20 protein-coding genes and 1 pseudogene are annotated in these 19,771 nt (G+C 44.1%); all 21 read left to right on the top strand.

What is annotated here, in order from left to right:
• Nucleotides 1–4 precede the first annotated feature (4 nt).
• The 21 genes and pseudogenes from V8G47_RS09075 to prfB all read left to right on the top strand — a co-directional run bounded on the left by V8G47_RS09075 (nucleotide 5) and on the right by prfB (nucleotide 19,727).
• On the top strand, nucleotides 5–499 hold the full coding sequence (locus V8G47_RS09075) for a flagellar protein FlgN (RefSeq protein WP_336199824.1): 495 nt from the start codon (nucleotides 5–7) through the stop codon (nucleotides 497–499).
• Nucleotides 500–528: 29 nt separating this feature from the next.
• Complete coding sequence (flgK, locus tag V8G47_RS09080) at nucleotides 529–2,106, top strand: flagellar hook-associated protein FlgK (protein WP_336199825.1); 1,578 nt, start codon at nucleotides 529–531, stop codon at nucleotides 2,104–2,106.
• 13 nt (nucleotides 2,107–2,119) lie between these two features.
• A complete protein-coding gene (gene flgL / locus V8G47_RS09085; protein WP_336199826.1) occupies nucleotides 2,120–3,025 on the top strand; it encodes a flagellar hook-associated protein FlgL in 906 nt (301 codons plus the stop codon).
• Between the two features lie 74 nt (nucleotides 3,026–3,099).
• Nucleotides 3,100–3,690, top strand: coding sequence for a DUF6470 family protein (locus tag V8G47_RS09090; RefSeq protein WP_336199827.1), 591 nt, complete (start codon nucleotides 3,100–3,102; stop codon nucleotides 3,688–3,690).
• An 18-nt stretch (nucleotides 3,691–3,708) separates the two neighbouring features.
• Nucleotides 3,709–4,152 (top strand): flagellar assembly protein FliW, encoded by a 444-nt coding sequence (gene fliW / locus V8G47_RS09095; protein WP_336199911.1) that lies wholly within the window; start codon nucleotides 3,709–3,711, stop codon nucleotides 4,150–4,152.
• A gap of 4 nt (nucleotides 4,153–4,156) precedes the next feature.
• Nucleotides 4,157–4,378: a carbon storage regulator CsrA gene (csrA, locus tag V8G47_RS09100; protein ID WP_061810737.1), complete on the top strand. Its 222-nt coding sequence runs from the start codon at nucleotides 4,157–4,159 to the stop codon at nucleotides 4,376–4,378.
• Between the two features lie 157 nt (nucleotides 4,379–4,535).
• A complete protein-coding gene (locus V8G47_RS09105; protein ID WP_336199828.1) occupies nucleotides 4,536–5,798 on the top strand; it encodes a flagellin N-terminal helical domain-containing protein in 1,263 nt (420 codons plus the stop codon).
• Nucleotides 5,799–6,138: 340 nt separating this feature from the next.
• A pseudogene (locus V8G47_RS09110) lies at nucleotides 6,139–6,255 on the top strand (flagellin); the annotation flags it as partial.
• Between the two features lie 677 nt (nucleotides 6,256–6,932).
• Nucleotides 6,933–7,292, top strand: a complete 360-nt coding sequence (gene flaG / locus V8G47_RS09115) for a flagellar protein FlaG (RefSeq protein ID WP_336199829.1) — start codon at nucleotides 6,933–6,935, stop codon at nucleotides 7,290–7,292.
• A 15-nt stretch (nucleotides 7,293–7,307) separates the two neighbouring features.
• Entirely contained in the window at nucleotides 7,308–8,831 is a 1,524-nt protein-coding gene (locus V8G47_RS09120; RefSeq protein ID WP_336199830.1) for a flagellar hook-associated protein 2, read from the top strand.
• 22 nt (nucleotides 8,832–8,853) lie between these two features.
• A complete protein-coding gene (gene fliS, locus V8G47_RS09125) occupies nucleotides 8,854–9,258 on the top strand; it encodes a flagellar export chaperone FliS (RefSeq protein ID WP_336199831.1) in 405 nt (134 codons plus the stop codon).
• Nucleotides 9,258–9,605 (top strand): flagellar protein FliT, encoded by a 348-nt coding sequence (locus V8G47_RS09130; protein ID WP_336199832.1) that lies wholly within the window; start codon nucleotides 9,258–9,260, stop codon nucleotides 9,603–9,605. Before fliS ends, V8G47_RS09130 begins: the two co-directional genes overlap by 1 nt.
• An 8-nt stretch (nucleotides 9,606–9,613) precedes the next feature.
• Nucleotides 9,614–10,000: a hypothetical protein gene (locus V8G47_RS09135; protein WP_336199833.1), complete on the top strand. Its 387-nt coding sequence runs from the start codon at nucleotides 9,614–9,616 to the stop codon at nucleotides 9,998–10,000.
• Nucleotides 10,001–10,079: 79 nt separating this feature from the next.
• Nucleotides 10,080–10,412 (top strand): MmcQ/YjbR family DNA-binding protein, encoded by a 333-nt coding sequence (locus V8G47_RS09140; RefSeq protein WP_336199834.1) that lies wholly within the window; start codon nucleotides 10,080–10,082, stop codon nucleotides 10,410–10,412.
• A 6-nt stretch (nucleotides 10,413–10,418) separates the two neighbouring features.
• The gene (locus V8G47_RS09145; RefSeq protein WP_336199835.1) at nucleotides 10,419–11,174 is read left to right on the top strand and encodes an ABC transporter permease; all 756 of its coding nucleotides are present in this window, start codon (nucleotides 10,419–10,421) and stop codon (nucleotides 11,172–11,174) included.
• A gap of 318 nt (nucleotides 11,175–11,492) precedes the next feature.
• Nucleotides 11,493–12,071 carry a ribosome hibernation-promoting factor, HPF/YfiA family gene (gene hpf, locus V8G47_RS09150; RefSeq protein WP_034764401.1) on the top strand — a complete coding sequence of 193 codons (579 nt, stop codon included), beginning with the start codon at nucleotides 11,493–11,495 and terminating at the stop codon, nucleotides 12,069–12,071.
• 112 nt (nucleotides 12,072–12,183) lie between these two features.
• The gene (locus V8G47_RS09155) at nucleotides 12,184–13,293 is read left to right on the top strand and encodes an aminopeptidase (RefSeq protein ID WP_336199836.1); all 1,110 of its coding nucleotides are present in this window, start codon (nucleotides 12,184–12,186) and stop codon (nucleotides 13,291–13,293) included.
• A 14-nt stretch (nucleotides 13,294–13,307) separates the two neighbouring features.
• Nucleotides 13,308–14,144: a DUF1028 domain-containing protein gene (locus V8G47_RS09160; RefSeq protein ID WP_336199837.1), complete on the top strand. Its 837-nt coding sequence runs from the start codon at nucleotides 13,308–13,310 to the stop codon at nucleotides 14,142–14,144.
• Nucleotides 14,145–14,274: 130 nt separating this feature from the next.
• The gene (locus V8G47_RS09165; protein WP_336199838.1) at nucleotides 14,275–15,399 is read left to right on the top strand and encodes a YecA family protein; all 1,125 of its coding nucleotides are present in this window, start codon (nucleotides 14,275–14,277) and stop codon (nucleotides 15,397–15,399) included.
• Between the two features lie 382 nt (nucleotides 15,400–15,781).
• Entirely contained in the window at nucleotides 15,782–18,292 is a 2,511-nt protein-coding gene (secA, locus tag V8G47_RS09170; protein WP_336199839.1) for a preprotein translocase subunit SecA, read from the top strand.
• A gap of 333 nt (nucleotides 18,293–18,625) precedes the next feature.
• Nucleotides 18,626–19,727 (top strand): peptide chain release factor 2 gene (gene prfB / locus V8G47_RS09175; RefSeq protein WP_336199840.1). Its coding sequence is split into 2 segments (ribosomal slippage): nucleotides 18,626–18,697 and nucleotides 18,699–19,727, totalling 1,101 coding nucleotides; the frame shifts between segments, so codons are not numbered across the junction.
• Nucleotides 19,728–19,771 lie beyond the last annotated feature (44 nt).

Here is a 19,771-nt window from a genome sequence, read left to right on the forward strand (position 1 = left end):
AAACATGTCAGCAACCAATCTAATCTCAACTCTTGAAAAACTATATAAGCTGCACAAAAGTTTGTTCGATCTTTCTGTTAATAAGACGGATGTCATTAAAAAAGGTGATATGAGTGAACTTGATCGGGTATTGAAGGATGAACAGAAGCACTTGGCCGCCATCAATACGGTGGAAGCAGAGCGGCAGCGGGAATCCAGCAACTATCTTCAATCAAGGGGAGTGCCTTTCAATGAGGCTCCCACGATTTCTCAGTGCATCGAGCACAGTTCACTCCAGGAACAAGAAACGCTCGCCAAATGGCAGGGGAAACTGGTCGGTATCATCGGAGAATTGAAGGCTCAAAACGAGCTGAATCAAAAGCTTGTCTACCAATCTCTTCAATTCGTGAATATGAATCTATCCATGACGCAACCGCAGCCGGAATCATCCACCTATTCACGACCGAACGGGGAAAAGAAAGCACCGGCAAGTCGATCCATCTTTGATTCGAAAGCATAGCACTTACTAATTGAAACGGAGGCAACACCATGCGATCCACTTTTATGGGCCTGGAAACGGCAAAACGAGGCATGTATACCCAGCAGGGCGCCCTTTATACAACCGGCCATAACATCTCCAACGCCAATACCCCTGGATATACCCGTCAACGAGTCAACTTTGAACAAACGAGACCTTATCCTTCCCCAGCCATGAACCGTCCGCAAATCCCAGGCCAAATCGGAACGGGAGTCGAAGCCGGTTCTATTCAACGTGTGCGTGATTCATTCCTGGACATGCAGTACAGAGGTGAAAACCAAAAGCTCGGCTACTGGGAAACAAAAATGGAAGCGATGAAAAAGATGGAAGAGGTCATGAACGAACCATCCGATTCAGGCTTGTCGAAAACGATGGATATGTTCTGGCAGTCCCTTCAGGATTTAGCCGTAAACCCGTCCAACTCAGGTGCACGGTCAGTCGTCGTTGAGAGAGGGAAAGCCGTTGCTGAAACGTTCAACTACTTATCCTCTTCTTTAACAAGTGTCAGAGGCGATCTGAAAAATGAGTTGTCTGTCAGTGAAAAGCAAATCAACTCCCTGTCCAGACAAATCGATAACATTAATAAACAAATAGCCGACGTAGAACCACATGGCTATCTTCCAAACGATTTATATGATGAACGGGATCGATTAATCGATGAACTTTCACAGCATGTTTCCATCCAAACAAGTTACCAGTCCAATGGGGGAGCGTCGTCACCGATTGCAGAAGGTGCTGTCACGGTCACATTGGTTGGTAAGGATGGAAACCTGGCCGTTAACCTTGTTGGGCAAGGTGGAGTCAATGAACTTAAGCTTACTTATGATGGTCCTCAAAGTTCGGTGGATTCCGTCTCAATTGGTCAACAAACACTCGATATCAAAGATTTCCTATCTCAAGGTGAAGGAAAACTAAGAGCCCTTGTTGATACATACGGCTATAAAAATAATGACGGTGAAGCAGAAGGCTCATACATTAGTATGCTAGATGAACTGGACAGCATGGCGTATGAATTCGCCAAAGCATTCAATGACCAACATCAACAAGGATTCACACCTGAGCAGATGAACGATCCAAACTTCAATCCTGACACTGATACTCCGGATACACCGAAGTTCTTCCAGGATGCAAAGAATGCATCAGTAGATCTGGATGGTGTTTCAAAAGAAGGATTCGCCCAAAGAATGCAGGTAGCCGATGAAATGAGCAACCTTGATAACATCGCGACAGCAGGTGCAGATAATCCGACCCTCGGAGACGCATCAAACGTTCTCGCACTTGCCGACATCATCACTACGACTAAACTGCCTTACGGTGAAAAAGAAGCCTCATTCCAAAGTCATTTTGAATCCGTGATCGGAAAAATGGCCGTAGAATCACAAGAATCTGTCCGCCTCGCTAGCAACTCTGGTGTACTAAGAGGCGCAGTGGACGAACGTCGGATGTCAGTAAGTGGAGTCTCGCTGGACGAAGAAATGACCGACATGATCAAATTCCAGCATGCCTACAACGCCTCTGCCAGAATGATCACACTGCAGGACGAAATGCTCGACAAAATCATCAACGGCATGGGGACCGTTGGAAGATAGGTAGGTGAATAACATGCGCGTTACTCAAAGTATGCTGACAGCGAACTCGATGAGAAACCTCAGTTCTTCCTATGGACGAATGGGGCAATTGCAGGACCAGTTGGCGACAGGAAAGAAAATCACGAAGCCTTCGGATGATCCCGTTGTTGCGATGAAAGGGATGTTTTATCGTTCGAACCTGACTGGGATTGAACAGTATAAGAGGAATCTTTCTGAGCTTTACCTATGGATGGAAAACTCGGAGTCCGGAATCGATCAGGCAAATCAAGGTTTACAGCGTGTTCGGGAGTTGACGCTTCAAGGGAAAAATGGAACGTTAAGCCCGGAAGATCGGAAGGCAGTTGCTGTTGAAATAGAGCAAATTAAAAATGACCTTGTCAGTGTTGCTGAAACGAAAGTGGCAGGAAGATATATTTTTCATGGAACGGATGTTGGGAATTCTCCGATTAAGGATAGGAATCCCGCAGATGGGAGTGCTCCAAAGGTCGCTGATAATCTAGGCAACAGTGCTATTGATTCTTATCCTGTAGAGGTTTCACAAGGTGTTTCTTTAAAAGCCAATGTTAATCCAAATAAGGTTTTTAACCAGAAATTGTTCGACACGGTGCACAATATCCAAAAAGCATTGGAGTCGGGAGATGTTTCAGCTCTTGATGGCCAGCTAGAAGAGCTAGATAGTGTAATGAATACGTTATCAGCAGAACGTTCTGAACTTGGTGCCAGATACAATCGTCTTGAAATGGTAGACGACAGACTGGGCCAACAGGAAGTGACGGCAAACCGGATACTTTCTGATAACGAAGATGCCGATATTGAACGCGTCATCACGGATTTGAAAACCCAGGAAAGTGTCCACAGAGCGGCACTCAGCGTTGGGGCCAGAATCATCCAGCCGACATTGATGGATTTTCTACGATAAAAGCAAGGGGACTGACCCTTTAAGGTGTTTTGTCACCTTGGGGTCAGTCCCTTTTTACATGGAGGTGACAGTGTGTGAACGTTCCACAAATAAGATTGCAGTCCACATCAGCAGCCCTGAGCATCCGGACGACTCCAGGGCGGATGGACATCGAACAACCACCGGCAGTACTGGATATCCAGCAACCGCTTGCAAAGATGGAGATTGAACGGACGCCCTCCAAGCTGACCATCGATCAAACCGAGGCAAGGGCCGATATGGACTTGAAATCGGCGCGCCGCAGGATTGAAGAATTTTCTCAACAAGGCTACGAAGACTGGCTGACGGGACTTGCCCGGGTAGCCCAGGACGGGGACGAGCTGATGATGATCGAGAACGGCGGTAATGCAATCGCCGCTCAGGCGAAGCGGAACAGTGAAGATCAAATGTATGAGTTCAACATAGGATGGATTCCTTCGGCAGGGAGCGTCAAAATTGGATACACTCCCGGAAGCGTAAAAGTGGATGTTGAACCACAAAGGGTGATCAACAATTCTCGTCCTCAAAATCCCAACATACAGTATACTCCAGCCCAAGTGGACGTCAACTTGAAACGATATGCAGACCTGCAAATTGATTTTGCGAATTTGAAGCATGTGGGGATTAACTATGAACAAGAAATATAGGATGAAGGAATGAAGCGGATGAAAATCAATACGAAATACCATGGAGAAATACAAGTGAAGTCAGAAGACATTCTGACATTTGAACACGGAATCCCCGGATTTGGGGAAGAAAAGCAATTTGTATTATTGCTCCTTCCGGAAAGTGAGTGGTTTCATATATTGCAATCGGTGAAGACGCCTCAGCTTGGGTTTGTCGTAACGGATCCATTTATGTTCTATAAAGAATATGACCTTGAATTGGATCAGGCGAGTGTGGAGTTACTCGAACATCCTGCGGAAAAAGAAGTACAGGTGCTTTCTATTTTGACTGTGCGCGAAACACTCCATGAATCAACGGCAAATTTACAAGCTCCAATCATTATCAATTTGGCAAACCGTAAAGCCAAGCAAGTCATCCTAACCAACACAGACTACCAAACAAAGCACCTGATCTTTGCACAGCCTGCAGGAAAGAAGGGATGAGGGTATGCTAGTACTGACAAGGAAAACGGGAGAAAGTATTCAGATTGGAGATGACATTGAGTTAACCGTCATTTCTGTAAAAGGGGATCAGGTGAAACTCGGGATCAATGCCCCAAAGAACGTGGATATCCATCGGAAAGAAGTCTACCTCTCGATTCAAGATGAAAACACCGAAGCTTCCAAAGGAATCGACAATCTCTTTAACCTTTTGCCAAAAAATGATTAATTATTTTTCTTGAACTATTAAACACTAGTCAAAACGACCGATAATACTATTGTAAGCAATGAGGAGAAGGGCGGCCGACCTTTGTGACTTGTTGCTAACTAAAAAATGATATAGTTCACATGGATGTGGACTTACTTTCAAGGAGGAAATTATTGTTATGAGAATTAATCATAATATTGCGGCGTTGAATACTTACAATAAGTTGAACAGTGCTTCAGGTGCTCAATCTAAATCTATGGAGAAGTTGTCTTCTGGTCTTCGTATCAACCGTGCTGGAGATGACGCAGCTGGTTTGGCTATCTCTGAAAAGATGCGTGGTCAAATTCGTGGGTTGGATATGGCATCCAAAAACGCACAAGATGGAATCTCAATGATTCAAACTGCAGAAGGAGCACTAAACGAGACTCATTCTATTCTACAAAGGATGCGTGAATTATCAGTTCAAGCTTCAAATGATACCAATACCTCAGATGATCGAGCTGAAATCCAAAAGGAAATTGACCAATTAAATCAAGAAGTAAATAGAGTTGCAGAAACTACTGAGTTTAATACTAAAAAGCTACTAGATGGTTCTAGCGGTCTTAAAGTTGGAGATGGTTCTGTAGTTGGTAGTGCAAATAGTTCTAGTGATACTCAAACAGGAACATACAATGTTTCCGTAACTTCCCTCGCAACTGCTGCGAGTGATGCCACTGTTGGGGCAGTTGCTGCTACAGATACTGTAAATGGTTCAGGAACACTTACTATTAATGGTACAGATGTAAATGTAGCTGCTACAGATACAGTACAAGATGTGATGGAAAAAATTAATTCGATTGGTGGAGTAACAGCTTCTATTGAAAGTGGAACTTTTACTATTAAATCAGATGATGTAGGTAGTGACGCTTCTCTTTCAATTTCAGCAGATGGAGATAATATTATAAGCGCAAGTGACGCCTGGAACACTACTGCAGCAGCTGAAAGTGGAACTAATGCTGTTATTGGAACGTTAACAGATCCGGATTCTACTGATATTACTGGTGACATGGTTATTAGTGACAATACAGTAACCTTAAAAACTGGTGATGGAAAAGGTTTAACTTTTAAAGCATTAGAGGCTGGTTCCACTACTATTGATGTTGGGGGAGCATTATCGCTTCAAATTGGATCAAATTCTGGTCAAACGATGAATATCACTATGAATGACATGGGTGCACAATCACTTGGTATTTCCAATATTGATGTAACTTCTGTAAAAGGTGCATCGGATGCAATAGATGCTCTGGATAAAGCTATACAAAGTGTTTCAGCAGAGCGCTCAAAACTAGGAGCATACCAAAACCGCTTAGATCACACAATCAACAACTTAGGAACGTCATCTGAAAACCTAACTGCAGCGGAATCACGTATCCGTGACGTAGATTATGCTTTAGCTGCCTAAGCAGTTACAAGCACAGTCGTCCTGGCTGGTAACGGCTAGAGATCATAATTGGGTGAATTGCTGGAAACCCCTTAGAGCTTTTCTTGCCACAACGTAGTTGGAAACGACAAGCGTGATGGCTTTAACAAAAGAAAAGATTGGGCAATCAGCAGCCAAGCTCCTGTCTTGAAAGAGTGGAGAAGGTTCAACGACTAGGGTAGACCATCTAAGGCGCAAGCTATGATGATGAAATCCGTAGGTGAAACAATGGTCAACAGTATTGTGAATCCGAAGTGCCCAACCCCTACTACTTATAGAGGGTGAAGATATAGTCTGGTCATTTATGAAAGTAAATGTTCGCACGATGGCGAAAGAAATGATGAACCAAACGAAGAATTCTATTCTTTCTCAAGCAGCACAAGCAATGTTGGCTCAATCCAATCAAATGCCTCAAGGAGTTTTACAACTTTTAAGGTAATTTGATTAGAGGGCGTCCAGTTTGGTAACGAACTGGAGTATAACTGGGTGAATTGCTGGAACTTCCTAAAGCTTTATCAACCACAACGTAACTGGAAACGGTAGGCGGAATGGTTTGAAAATGATAGAGATGAACAATGGATAATCAGCAGCCAAGCTCCTGGGAGGAAACTCTGGAGAAGGTTCAACGACTAGAGAAAACGGTCTAAGGCGGAAGCTATGACTATGAATCTCGTAGGGCAGCAAAAGCTGTTCGAAGTGCCCAGCTCCATGAAAACATGGATGAAGATATAGTCTATTCTATGATTGAAAGACATAGTCGCAAAGCAAGCGAACCAACAACCTCAAGGAGTTTTACAACTTCTTCGTTAATTTTAAATTGTTTACGAGAGACTCTAGGCTTCCTAGGGTCTCTTTTTCCCTTGTCATCAATGATTCCAATAACACCATTAGTAATTCGCGCAATTTATACACTACTGATCAGTAGCTTCTGGGTATGGTATTCGCGATCTCCTTATCTTTAAAACCACTTTATTAAAACTATCATCTCAAGTATCTTTTATAGAATTTTTATGTCTACTCGAAGAAGAAGCTACAATAACAAAATAAAGACCATTAACCTAAACTTTCCCCACCAACCACCGATATAACCCATATAACCCTCAGGAGGATCAAACGATGATTGATAAAGTGACAGGCGGAGTTTCAGGAGTGCAATCATTTACTAGATTAGAGAATGGAACAAGCGAAGAAGTGAAACAAATTCAAGCGCAGGAACGACACCATGAAGAAACCACAACCAAAGAACCTGTCACCAAAGAAAAAATGGAAGATGTCGTTCATGGGATGAATGAGTTTATGTCCTCTTCGAATACACACCTCAAATTTGAATTTCATGATAAATTGAAAGAATACTATGTGACGATTGTGGATGATCGGACACAGGAAATAGTGAAAGAAATACCGGCAAAGAGGGTTCTCGATATGCATGCCGCGATGACGGAATTTGTTGGGTTAATGGTCGATAAGAAGGTTTAACGGAAGGAGATACATATGGCTGATATGCGAATTGGTGGTCTTGCCAGTGGTATGGACACGGATCAAATCATAAAGGACTTAATGAAGGCTGAACGAATTCCTTTAGATAAATTGGAACAAAAGAAACAATACCTTGAATGGCAGCGTGATGACTACCGGGATATGAATAAGATGATGTTTGATTTTAGCAATCTTATTTTTGATGGGGTGATGAAGCAGGGGACGTATACACAGAAAACAGTGACGGTCTCAGATCCGAATGAAGTTTCGGTTAAAAACATCAATTCAACTACGGATTTCACCGGAACATTAAAAGTTGAGAAGTTGGCTACTGCTGCTACTATGTACAGTTCAGCTATTACTCAGTCTGACGGGGGAGCATTTGATCCGAAGAAAAAATTGAGTGAGTCGTTCGGAATGACTGGAGAGCAAAGTATCAAAGTGAAGGCAATCAAAGCAGACGGAACGATGGCGGCTGATTTTACCGAAATTAAATTCAATGCTGAAGATGAGACGTTAGACAGTCTGATTGCGAAGATTAATACTCAAACCGGCGTAACCATGTTTTACGATCAACACACGAAGCAAATGTCTGTAATGAGCAAGAACACGGGCAGCAATTCCACCGGTCCGGAAATAGAACTGCAAGGGGATTTATTTACTGCGCATTTAAACCTCGATGCAGACAATGATACTGCTCTTACGAATAATAGAGGTTCTATCGGAGAAAATGCCAAGTTTACATACAACGGAATGGCAACTGAACGTTCATCCAACACCTTTACCATCAATGGTTTTGAATTGACCTTGAAGAATGCCTCTAATACAAATGTAACGTTTGCTTCACAACCCGACACCGATAAAATCCTAGAAAAACTCGTCAAATTCGTCGACGAATACAACAAACTCATTGAAAAAGTAAACGGTGAAGTAAATGAAAAGAAATACCGTGATTTCCAGCCATTGACTGCTGAACAAAAAGAGTCAATGGAAGAAAAAGAAATCGAACTATGGGAAGAGAAGTCACGTAGCGGTACGCTGAGAAACGATTCCGTTCTAACTTCTGGGTTGAACAAAATGCGATCCGACATGTACACACCAATCTCTGGTGGGACATCAGGCTTTGACCAACTGGCCCAGATCGGTATCAAAACATCAAGTAACTACCTTGATCGTGGGAAGCTGATTATTGATGAAAACAAGCTGAAAGAAGCGATTTCCAAAGACCCGAATGCGATCTATGAGATATTTGCTAAAGATGGTGCGACGTCAAATGAGCAAGGGATCGCCCGTCGTTTGCGTGATACGTTGAAGAATACAATGGATAGCATTGAGCAAAAAGCAGGGAAAGCTTCGAGCACCAATAATACATTTACTCTTGGCCGTTTACTAAATAACATGGACAGTCAGATGGACCGGTTCGAGGACCGGCTGATCCAAGTCGAAGACCGCTACTGGCGCCAATTCACCGCCATGGAAAAAGCCATCCAGCGTTCCAATGAACAATCCATGTTCCTCATGAACCAATTCGGCGGCTAATCATACCTAAAGGAGTGTCACTATGGCCATCAACAACCCGTATGCAGCATACCAGAACAACTCGGTCAACACCGCATCACCAGGTGAACTCACCCTTATGCTCTATAATGGAAGCCTGAAGTTTATACATATCGCGAAAAAAGCGATTGAAGAAAAGAATATTGAATTGAAAAATACCAATATCCAAAAGACTCAAGCCATTGTGAATGAGCTGATGGTGACGTTGAACACGGATCTTGAAGTCTCGCAAAACCTTATGTCACTATACGACTACATCAACCGTCGCTTAACGGAAGCAAATATTAAGAGTGACGCGTCGATTTTAGAAGAAGTAGAGGAACTCATCACAGACTTCCGCGACACGTGGAAAGAAGTGATTCAATTGAACCGTCAGAAACAGCATGCCGGTCGAGGTGGACTAGCGTAATGAGCTCGGTTCTTCTGTGCTATACCATCACGAAGCAATTGAAAGAAGCGTTGGAACAGGTGAATGATGAAAACAGGGAAGCCACGATTGAGGAAGTGGAATCCCTTTTAGAAAAAAGGCAGAGCGTACTTGGCACCATCAAGCCTCCGTATACTTTGGAGGAACAGGAGCTTGGTAAGCAAATGATTGCTTGGAACGGGCAGATTGATCGGCAACTGGCTCAATTGCGTTTGGAAATCAAACGGGACATGAACGGATTGACCAGGAAAAAAACATCAGTGCAAAAATATTCAAATCCATACGAGTCCTTACAATACGATGGAATGTTCTACGATAAAAAGAAATAGGTGATTCTTTGAGAACGAAACTAGACGAAAAACAGTACGAATTGGTCAGCCAATACGTCGGGATGCTCGATACAATCGAAGAAGCACTGAACTATGTGGAAGCAAGCTTCACGGATTTAAGCAAAACAGAAGGGGACCAGGTCCTATCCGATGTCTTCATGGCTATAGGGCAGATTTCAGAAAGCAATCCCTTGTTAAAAGAACTTTTTGATGAGGATGGCATTCAGAAAGCTTTAACCGGATTTGATAACGTGACAGATCAGGCATGGAAATTGGACGGACAGTTAGTCAACAACGAGATTAAGCAAAGTATTGTACAAGAAAATCTCTCCCCAGCCTTTTCTGCCTGGAAAGCATCGATTGAAATAAAACTAAAACCCTATCTAACACAATAAGCCTCGAATCCCCGAGGCTTATTTCTTTTTCCAAATCCTCTCATGCTATAATAATAGAAAAATGGTGGAGGACGCCGGTATGAAAACTACTGAAATAGATGAGATTAGAAGACTATGCCTTCTCTATCCGGAAGTTCATGAACATATAGATGGGTTCGGACACATATCTTTCCGCGTGAAGGACAAACCATTTGTCATCATAGGGGATACCTTATCGATGAAAACACTCCCCGCCACTCAGGAAATCCTCCTCGAACAACCAGGCTATATCAAAGCACCGTACATAGGGAGACATGGCTGGGTGCTGGTTGGGATAGAGGAAGCGGGCTGGCGAGCCATTGAAGGATTGATTCGTGAGGGTTATTTGATTGCTGCACCGAAGAGACTGGCCAATCAAGTTCAGAATGGATGAAGAAACATGATGAATTTAATCACCAATGAACTCATAAAACAAGTCTCCAGACCACGTATGTGGATTTCACTGGGGCTCATCGTGTTCATCAATTCCATCGCGTCCCTTTTTGTCTATCTGCTATTCGACGGCATCCAATTTTCATTTTGGGAGTACATGCGAATCAGCTCTAACCTCCTTATGATCATTCAACTCTTCACTCTGATCATTGCCGGGGATATCGTTTCAAGTGAATTTTCGTCAGGCACCATTAAGCTGCTGCTAATCCGACCTATTAATCGCGTGAAAGTTTTACTTTCGAAATACATAACCGTGGTAGTCATCGCCACTGTTTTAACAGCCTCTCACTTCTTATTTTCCGCCGTGCTCGGTTCACTATGGTTTTATGATAGTTTCTTTGATTTGAACGAGAACTTTTTTATTGTGGCAGGAGCTTACGTACTGAGATTCATAGAAATGATGGTGATTTGTTCCTTCGCTTTTACCTTTTCCGTCGTGACGAGAAGCAGTTCGTTTGCGATAGGTTCTACGATCTTTCTGACCTTTTCTGCCGGGACATTTTTGGTTTTGATGAACGAGCTTGGTATGGAGTGGGGGAGGTATCTGCTGTTTGCGAATGCTGATTTGCAACAGTATTTCTTTGGGACTCCGCCGTTTGAGGGGATGACGTTTTGGTTTTCGGTTGGGGTAATTGTGGTTTATTTGGTTGGGTTTGGTGGATTGTGTTGGTGGAGTTTTAGGGAGAGGGATGTGGATGTTTAATAGCTGTACCTACCTTAAGCTCTCTCCAAAATCCCTTCACATTTTCGCCCCATACCATTCACAAATCCTTCAAATTCCCAACGTTTAATCCAAAAAAGAAGTGAGAAAATAATACTATAAAGAGTGAAAGGTGCTCTCTACATATCAACAAAACCACCTCACTCTTAAACACTCTCCACTCCCGTCACATCAACCTTTTCGACACCACCTTACAAACTTCACGAAAAATTGACAAAAAATTTAGAAAGTTTAAGAAGGATTAATGAAGGGAATGGAGAATATATAAACATAGCTTTATTTTTAAAAGGAGGAGTTTACATGTTGAACTACAACATTCGAGGCGAGAACATTGAGGTAACTCCAGCGATTCGCGAACATGTGGAGAAGAAGATTGGCAAGTTAGACCGTTACTTTAATGAAACTCCTGATGCAAATGTACATGTTAATTTGAAAGTGTATCCTGATAAAAATACGAAAACTGAAGTGACTATTCCAATGCCGCAATTAGTTCTACGTGCAGAGGAACGCAACGCAGATATGTATGCGGCCATTGATCTGATAGTAGATAAATTGGAGCGTCAAATTCGCAAACATAAGACCAGAGTGAACCGTAAAATGCGTGAAAAGGGTAGCCCGAAGGAATTCTTCGCGGCTCAGGAAGATCTAAATCATGTTTCTCCTAACGGTGCAGCTGCCGTTGAATTGGAGGAAGATGACGATGCGGAAGTAGTAAGAACAAAACAGTTCAATCTTAAGCCGATGGACAGCGAAGAAGCGATCTTGCAGATGAATATGCTGGGTCACACATTCTTCATCTTCACTGACGCAGAGACGAATGCAACGAACATTGTGTACAAGCGTCGTGACGGTAAGTATGGCTTAATTGAAACAAACTAAATACATCATCGAAATCCTGTAGTCGTTTTGACTGCAGGATTTTTTATTTATAGGAGGATTTTACCATTTTTTGTCGAAGTTTGAAGGTAGACAAAAATGAGGGGGAAATCAAATGAGAGATCCACGATTAGAGAAGTTAGCGGACGTGCTGCTGACTCATTCATTAAAAGTCAAAGAAGGGGAAAAGCTTATGATCACTGGGGAACATTCCACGCAACCCCTGATTAAGGAGCTTCTGAAAAAATCATATGAAATGGGAGTCATTCCATATTTTGAATTAAGCGACCTTGAATTGAGCCGAATCATGGTCAGTCAGGCTAAGCCGGAGCAAATCATTATTCGAAATAAATGGAATATGCAACAGTATGAAGACCTGGATGCCTTTATCCATATTGCCAGCGATGCAAACGACGCGGAGATGAGCGAAGTCCCTGCTGTACAATGGCAGGAACTTATGCCCCATATGAAAGAATCCAATGATTATCTCATCCAAAATAAGAAATGGGTTCTTTTAAACTATCCAAACTTCGCACTCGCTCAAAAAGCGAAAATGAGCTATGAGACGTTTTTCGATTATTTAATGGAAGTTTGCACAGTCGACTACAAGCAGATGGAAGAAGCCCAGAAACCACTGAAAGAACTGATGGACAAGACGGACAAGGTACGCATAACAGGTGAAGGGACGGACCTTACGTTTTCCATCAAAGATATTTCGTCTGTCATGTGTTTTGGAGAGCGGAATATTCCTGATGGGGAAGTGTATACGGCTCCTGTAAAGGATAGCGTGAATGGGACGATTACGTATAATACGCCAACTTTGTATCGAGGTTTTTCTTTTAACAATGTCTCTTTGACGTTTGAGGACGGGAAGATTGTGAAGGCGACGGCTGATAAAACGAAGGAACTGAACGATATTCTGGATACAGATGAAGGTGCCCGCTTTATCGGAGAGTTTGCCCTTGGGGTGAATCCGAAGATCAATGAGCCGATGCTGGATATTTTATTTGATGAGAAGATCAACGGAAGCTTTCACTTCACACCGGGACAAGCGTATGAACAGGCAGACAACGGAAACCGTTCCAATGTCCATTGGGATATGGTGTGCATCCAGCGCCCTGAATACGGCGGCGGAGAAATTTACTTCGATGATGTTTTAATTCGCAAAGATGGGTTATTTGTAGTAGAAGAGCTAAAAGGATTGAATCCTGACGCTTTAATCTAAAGGAGGATTTCACCATGACGTATTCCATTGTAGGTTATGACCCGGAAGAAAAGGAATGGGGGATTGCGGTCCAATCCAAGTTCCTCGGTGTTGGTTCGGTTGTGCCGTTTGCGAAAGCTGGAGTCGGGGCTGTGGCGACTCAGTCTTACGCCAACACTTCTTACGGCCCCCATGCGCTTCAACTGATGGAGGAAGGCAAGACGGCGGAAGAGGCACTTGATATTATCACAAGGGATGATCCGGAGCGCCCATTGCGCCAGGTGGGATTGATCGATGCGTGTGGCAACCCCGCCACTTTTACCGGTGAAGGGTGCTATGACTGGGCAGGTGGACAGACTGGTAAGCATTTTGCAGCTCAGGGGAATATTTTAGTAGATGATCAAACCGTGAAGGCGATGGCGGATACTTTTGAGTCCACCACTGGGTCTTTGGCTGAAAGACTGCTCCACGCCCTCGATGCCGGCCAGGAAGCAGGCGGTGATTCCCGCGGTATGCAGTCCGCTGCCCTTTTAGTTGTAAAGGAGAACGGTGGATACGACGGATTCAACGATCGCTATATTGACCTCAGGGTGGATGATCACGCCGCTCCTATTCAAGAACTAAAGAGAATCTATCAACTACATCAGCTCTACTTCAAAGAATCAGCCGTCGGCAGGGTGGTACTACTTGAAGGTGAGATTCACGATGAAGTGGAGCGGGAACTCACCCGTCTTGGCTATGCAAAAGAAAAGCAGTCCCTCTATCAAAATTTGAAAGACTACCTCCACACAGAAAACTTTGAAATGCGTGAGCAGGAAGAGAATTATATCGATTTGGATGTCTTGGATTATATGAAAAATCAAGGAAGATAATTGTAAAAAGAACCAGTCGGAAAGTGATTGGTTCTTTTTTCTTGTCCTAAAACAGTTTAATGCTTGCCTGAAATGTTATATAATGAACCTTTGTGTACGGGACTCAGAGAAGTTGGAGGTAAATACAAACATGAGTACAGTCGGAAGAAATGAACCATGCCCTTGTGGCAGTGGAAAGAAATATAAGAAATGCTGTGAAAACGTTGTGAATATAGATACGCTGGTAAGTCAGGAACTGGATGTGCTACAGGCACAGCTGTATGACTTCATCGCTACGGCACAGTCTGCCGAGATGGAAGAATCATACCATCACTATCTGTCCAAAATGGATTTGATGCAGGCAGATCCCGACATTTATGAAATGGCATTTGTCAGCTGGTACGGAGCCACTCAGAAGGATGCTGACGGTGTTCGTTTGATCGAACGATTTGTGGATAAGCAGCTGAGCACGGTGACTCGACCACAGACAGCTGAGGTATTGGAGTCATGGAAAAATGTACGGGTGACAGCGGGTACGGTAGAGAAGCTTGATGACAACACGCTGCGAGTCGGGGAAGCAATCACGGGGGATACGCTTATCGTAACGGAAAAATTCGGTAAGCTTGAAGAGAACAGCTTCTTCCTGGGATTATTATTGCCGAACGGGGAGAAATATCTTCCGTTTGCTCAATACTTCATTTATCCAGCGATTGAAAAAGCGGCGATGGAGTTAGTGAAGATCCGTTTCGAACAGGGTGAGTTTGAAACTCTACATGATTACTTATCAGGGCAGTACCTTGAAATTGCGGATGTCGGATTCGTCCTTTATAGCGCGGAGAAGAAGAAGGCTGGAAAATCAGCGGCAACGAGTAAAGCGTCTGGTGAATCTGATGCAACGAATGATTCTGATGAGGATTTTGCAGACTCCATTGAAGGCGTCGAAATCTGGAAGACGCCGGAATACAATGAAGCAATCACTTCACTTCAAACCTTCCTGACTGAAAAAGGGGAAGATAAGAAAGAAAGTGAACTGCTCGTAGCCGTATTGGAAAAATACTTCTACACAGAACGTCCAACGATCCGCAACCCGAAAATCTATTCGGGGGCTATGGTCGACATGGCGAAAAACATCGACGAAATCAGTATCCGCCACGTTCAAAAAGAACTCGCCGAATACTTCGATGTCTCTGCCAACAGCATCTCAAGACGAAGCAAGCAAATCTGGGAAAGCTACCAGGACACCGTCTACGAACTGCTGAAAACAACGAACGCCTAAACCAAACTCAATACACATCCTACAAAAGTCGTCTGATAAAGGCGGCTTTTTTTGAGGGACGGACCTCCCAAATCATGACCAATATGGAAAGGAAGCTTGATATGAAAGCATTCCATTCTCCAAAGGGCAGCAATAGGGAGGTCCGTCCCTCAAAGCCTTAAGTTGTAACCGATATGGGATAGTGGTAAGATTGATAGGGAAAATATCGTGTTTGTGTGGGAGGATAATTGGTTTTAGTAGCGAATTTTAAGTAGAGTGATGTGGAGTGATTATCCTTGTTTTTTACAGGAAATTCACATATTTCTCATGGTAATCTCATTTACTTTCGTTATACTGGTGACGTTTGGCTCTCATTCCAACACAGATAAAGGAGCGTTTATACATGCTTGGTCTATTAAATAAAGTGTTCGATGCGAATAAAAGAGAATTAAAGAGGCTGGAGAAACTGGCCGATCAAATAGAAGAATTAGGTCCTGATATGGAGCGTTTGACGGATGATGAGATCCGTGAAAGAACGGAGCGTTTCAAAGAGCGCTATCAAAAGGGTGAAGACCTGGAGGACATGCTCGTTGAAGCATTCGCAGTCGTACGGGAAGCGGCCCGCCGCGTTCTTGGTTTATATCCGTACCGCGTTCAGCTCATGGGTGGTATCTCCCTTCACGGCGGGAACATCTCCGAGATGAAAACCGGTGAAGGTAAAACCCTGACGGCGACGATGCCTGTTTACTTGAATGCCATCACAGGAAAAGGCGTTCACGTCATCACGGTCAATGATTATCTGGCCAGCCGTGATGCCGAGGAAATGGGGAAACTGTACAATTTCCTAGGATTGACTGTAGGGCTCAATCTCAACTCTATGTCTAAGGATGAAAAGCGCGAAGCTTATAGCGCGGATATCACATACGGTACGAATAACGAATTTGGATTCGATTACCTTCGTGACAACATGGTCCTGTACAAAGATCAAATGGTTCAGCGCAGCCTTCATTTTGCCGTAATCGATGAGGTTGACTCCATTTTGATCGATGAAGCACGTACACCATTGATCATTTCAGGTAACGCCCAACGCACGCCTCAGCTTTATATCCAGGCGAACGCGGTCGTACGTACCCTGAAAAAAGAAGAAGATTACACATATGATGAAAAAACAAAAGGTGTTCAATTAACGGAAGACGGAATCAGCAAGGTAGAAAGAGCCTTCCATATTGATAACCTGTTCGATATTTCACACGTAACCCTGAACCATCATATCAACCAGGCGTTGAAAGCACACGTAAGTATGCACCGTGATGTGGATTATGTGGTCCAGGAAGGCGAAATCGTCATCGTTGATTCCTTCACGGGCCGCCTGATGAAAGGTCGCCGTTACAGTGACGGACTTCACCAATCGATTGAAGCAAAAGAAGGTCTTGAAATTCAGAACGAAAGCATGACCATGGCAACGATCACATTCCAGAACTACTTCCGTATGTACGAAAAGCTGTCCGGTATGACGGGTACAGCGAAGACGGAGGAGGAAGAGTTCCGTAATATCTACAATATGAACGTTATTGTCATCCCGACGAATAGACCGATCGTTCGTGATGACCGCGCCGATTTAATTTACGCGTCTATCGAAGGAAAGTTCAACGCTGTAGTGGAAGACATTAAAGAACGAAACGATAAAGGACAGCCTGTTCTTGTCGGTACGGTGGCCGTTGAAACGTCAGAATTGATCTCTAAGCTCCTCACGAAAAAAGGCGTACGCCATAACGTGTTGAATGCGAAAAACCATGGCCGTGAAGCCGAAATCATTTTAGAAGCGGGTCAGCCTGGTGCCGTCACGATTGCCACGAATATGGCCGGTCGTGGTACGGATATCAAGCTTGGCGAAGGCGTCATCGATCTTGGCGGTCTTGCCGTCATTGGTACAGAGCGTCACGAATCAAGACGTATTGATAATCAGCTTCGTGGACGTTCCGGACGTCAAGGGGACCCTGGTGTGACTCAATTCTATCTTTCAATGGAAGATGAATTGATGAGAAGGTTCGGCTCTGACAACATGAAGAGCATGATGGAACGCCTTGGAATGGACGATTCCCAGCCGATCCAAAGTAAAATGGTCAGCCGTGCTGTCGAATCCGCACAAAAACGAGTGGAAGGAAACAACTTCGACGCTCGTAAGCAGCTTCTTCAATATGATGATGTCCTGCGTCAACAGCGTGAAATCATCTACAAACAGCGTAATGAAGTCATCGACTCTGAAAATCTTCGAGATATCGTTGAAGGTATGATCAAATCAGTCATCGAACGCCAGGTAGCGGCTCATACGGCAGAAGAAGAGATGGAAAATTGGAATCTTCAAGGTATTGTTGATTACGTCAATGCCAACCTTCTACCGGAAAATGACGTGACGGTCGACGACCTTCGTGGAAAAGAAGCCGATGAAATGATGGCTCTCATCTTTGAAGATGTACAGCATCGCTACAATGAAAAAGAAGAGCAGCTGACGCCGGAACAGATGCGCGAGTTTGAAAAGGTCATCCTGCTTCGCGCCGTTGATACGAAATGGATCGATCACATCGATGCCATGGATCAACTTCGCCAGGGTATTCACCTCCGTGCATACGGACAAAACGATCCACTGCGTGAATACCAGCATGAAGGCTACGCCATGTTCGAAAGCATGGTACTCGCCATCGAAGAAGACGCGGCTAAATACGTCATGAAAGCGGAAATCCGCAACAACCTGGAACGCCAGGAAGTGGCCAAAGGCCAAGCGGTCAATCCGAAAGAAGACGGAGCAAAAGCAAAAAAACAACCAGTCCGCAAACAAGCAGACATCGGACGAAACGACCCATGCCCATGCGGAAGCGGCAAAAAATACAAACACTGCCACGGCATAACCGGATAAAGAAAAGAAATGAGATGATACCTGGGACTTATTTTGCTAAAATAAGTCCCAGGTACTTTTCCGTTTTTATGATTAAGATGGAGTAACTGGCACTATTAGTGCTTGTTCATTATTGGATGGATTTTTAAAAGCAAAATTGATTGGAGCGGAAGGTGCTCGACTCCTGCGGGAAAAGCGGGAAAGTTGAGACCCCGCAGGGCAAAGCCCGAGGAGGCTCAACTCACGCCCCGCGGAAAGCGAGCACCTGCAGCGGAAATCACACCACTGTCTAATATAAACTCCAAAATGACTTTTACAAAACATCAACCCAAATAACTATAGAGGTGACCACACATGGAACTATCAGAAATCAGAGCAGAGTTAGAAAAATCAGCTAAGACATTAGCGGACTTCAGGGGGTCTCTTTGACTTAGAAAACAAAGAGGCCAGAATCCAGGAACTTGACGAAATCATGGTCCAACCCGACTTCTGGGATGACCAGCAAACAGCACAGGGACTGATCAATGAAGGAAACGGCTTGAAGGAACTTGTCAATGAATACAAATCATTGTTTGAATCCCAAGAGAACCTCGAACTGACCCTTGAGCTGGTCAAAGAAGAACCGGACGAAGAACTTCAAAAAGACCTGGAAGAAGAGCTTGCTGACTTGGTCAAACGTTTAAATGACTACGAGCTGCAGCTTCTTCTAAGTGAAGAGCATGACAAAAACAACGCCATCCTTGAACTGCATCCCGGTGCAGGCGGAACCGAGTCCCAGGATTGGGGTTCCATGCTTCTCCGCATGTACACCCGGTGGGGTGAGAAACGCGGATTCAAGGTGGAAACACTTGATTACCTACCAGGGGATGAAGCGGGCATCAAGAGTGTAACGTTAGCGATAAAAGGTCACAACGCATACGGCTACCTGAAAGCTGAAAAGGGCGTACACCGACTTGTTCGTATTTCACCGTTCGATTCGTCCGGCCGTCGTCACACATCCTTCGTGTCGTGTGAAGTCATGCCTGAATTCAATGAAGAAATCGAAATCGATATCCGTACGGAAGATCTGAAAATCGATACGTACCGTGCAAGCGGAGCCGGTGGACAGCATATCAATACGACCGACTCAGCTGTCCGTATCACTCACTTACCGACCAATGTCGTCGTAACGTGTCAATCAGAGCGTTCTCAAATCAAGAACCGTGAGTCAGCAATGAAAATGCTGAAAGCGAAGCTCTATCAGAAGCGGATCGAAGAGCAGGAGCAGGAACTTGCTGAAATCCGTGGAGAGCAAAAGGAAATCGGATGGGGCAGCCAAATCCGTTCCTACGTATTCCACCCATACTCCATGGTCAAAGACCACAGAACCAACACAGAATCAGGAAACGTACAAGGCGTCATGGACGGCGACATCGACCCATTCATCAACGCCTACCTGCGATCCAAAATAAAGTAACACTTAAAAAATGACCCCGCCAACCACTGGCGAGGTCATTTTTT

Origin of the sequence: Rossellomorea sp. LJF3 (assembly GCF_037046045.1) — a bacterium.
Taxonomy (GTDB): Bacteria; Bacillota; Bacilli; order Bacillales; family Bacillaceae_B; genus Rossellomorea.

Coding starts and splice junctions, on each gene's coding strand:
- V8G47_RS09075 (WP_336199824.1), top strand. CDS start 5: ATGTCAGCAACCAATCTAATCTCAACTCTTGAAAAACTATATAAGCTG.
- flgK (WP_336199825.1), top strand. CDS start 529: ATGCGATCCACTTTTATGGGCCTGGAAACGGCAAAACGAGGCATGTAT.
- flgL (WP_336199826.1), top strand. CDS start 2,120: ATGCGCGTTACTCAAAGTATGCTGACAGCGAACTCGATGAGAAACCTC.
- fliW (WP_336199911.1), top strand. CDS start 3,709: ATGAAAATCAATACGAAATACCATGGAGAAATACAAGTGAAGTCAGAA.
- csrA (WP_061810737.1), top strand. CDS start 4,157: ATGCTAGTACTGACAAGGAAAACGGGAGAAAGTATTCAGATTGGAGAT.
- V8G47_RS09105 (WP_336199828.1), top strand. CDS start 4,536: ATGAGAATTAATCATAATATTGCGGCGTTGAATACTTACAATAAGTTG.
- flaG (WP_336199829.1), top strand. CDS start 6,933: ATGATTGATAAAGTGACAGGCGGAGTTTCAGGAGTGCAATCATTTACT.
- V8G47_RS09120 (WP_336199830.1), top strand. CDS start 7,308: ATGGCTGATATGCGAATTGGTGGTCTTGCCAGTGGTATGGACACGGAT.
- fliS (WP_336199831.1), top strand. CDS start 8,854: ATGGCCATCAACAACCCGTATGCAGCATACCAGAACAACTCGGTCAAC.
- V8G47_RS09130 (WP_336199832.1), top strand. CDS start 9,258: ATGAGCTCGGTTCTTCTGTGCTATACCATCACGAAGCAATTGAAAGAA.
- V8G47_RS09140 (WP_336199834.1), top strand. CDS start 10,080: ATGAAAACTACTGAAATAGATGAGATTAGAAGACTATGCCTTCTCTAT.
- V8G47_RS09145 (WP_336199835.1), top strand. CDS start 10,419: ATGATGAATTTAATCACCAATGAACTCATAAAACAAGTCTCCAGACCA.
- hpf (WP_034764401.1), top strand. CDS start 11,493: ATGTTGAACTACAACATTCGAGGCGAGAACATTGAGGTAACTCCAGCG.
- V8G47_RS09155 (WP_336199836.1), top strand. CDS start 12,184: ATGAGAGATCCACGATTAGAGAAGTTAGCGGACGTGCTGCTGACTCAT.
- V8G47_RS09160 (WP_336199837.1), top strand. CDS start 13,308: ATGACGTATTCCATTGTAGGTTATGACCCGGAAGAAAAGGAATGGGGG.
- V8G47_RS09165 (WP_336199838.1), top strand. CDS start 14,275: ATGAGTACAGTCGGAAGAAATGAACCATGCCCTTGTGGCAGTGGAAAG.
- secA (WP_336199839.1), top strand. CDS start 15,782: ATGCTTGGTCTATTAAATAAAGTGTTCGATGCGAATAAAAGAGAATTA.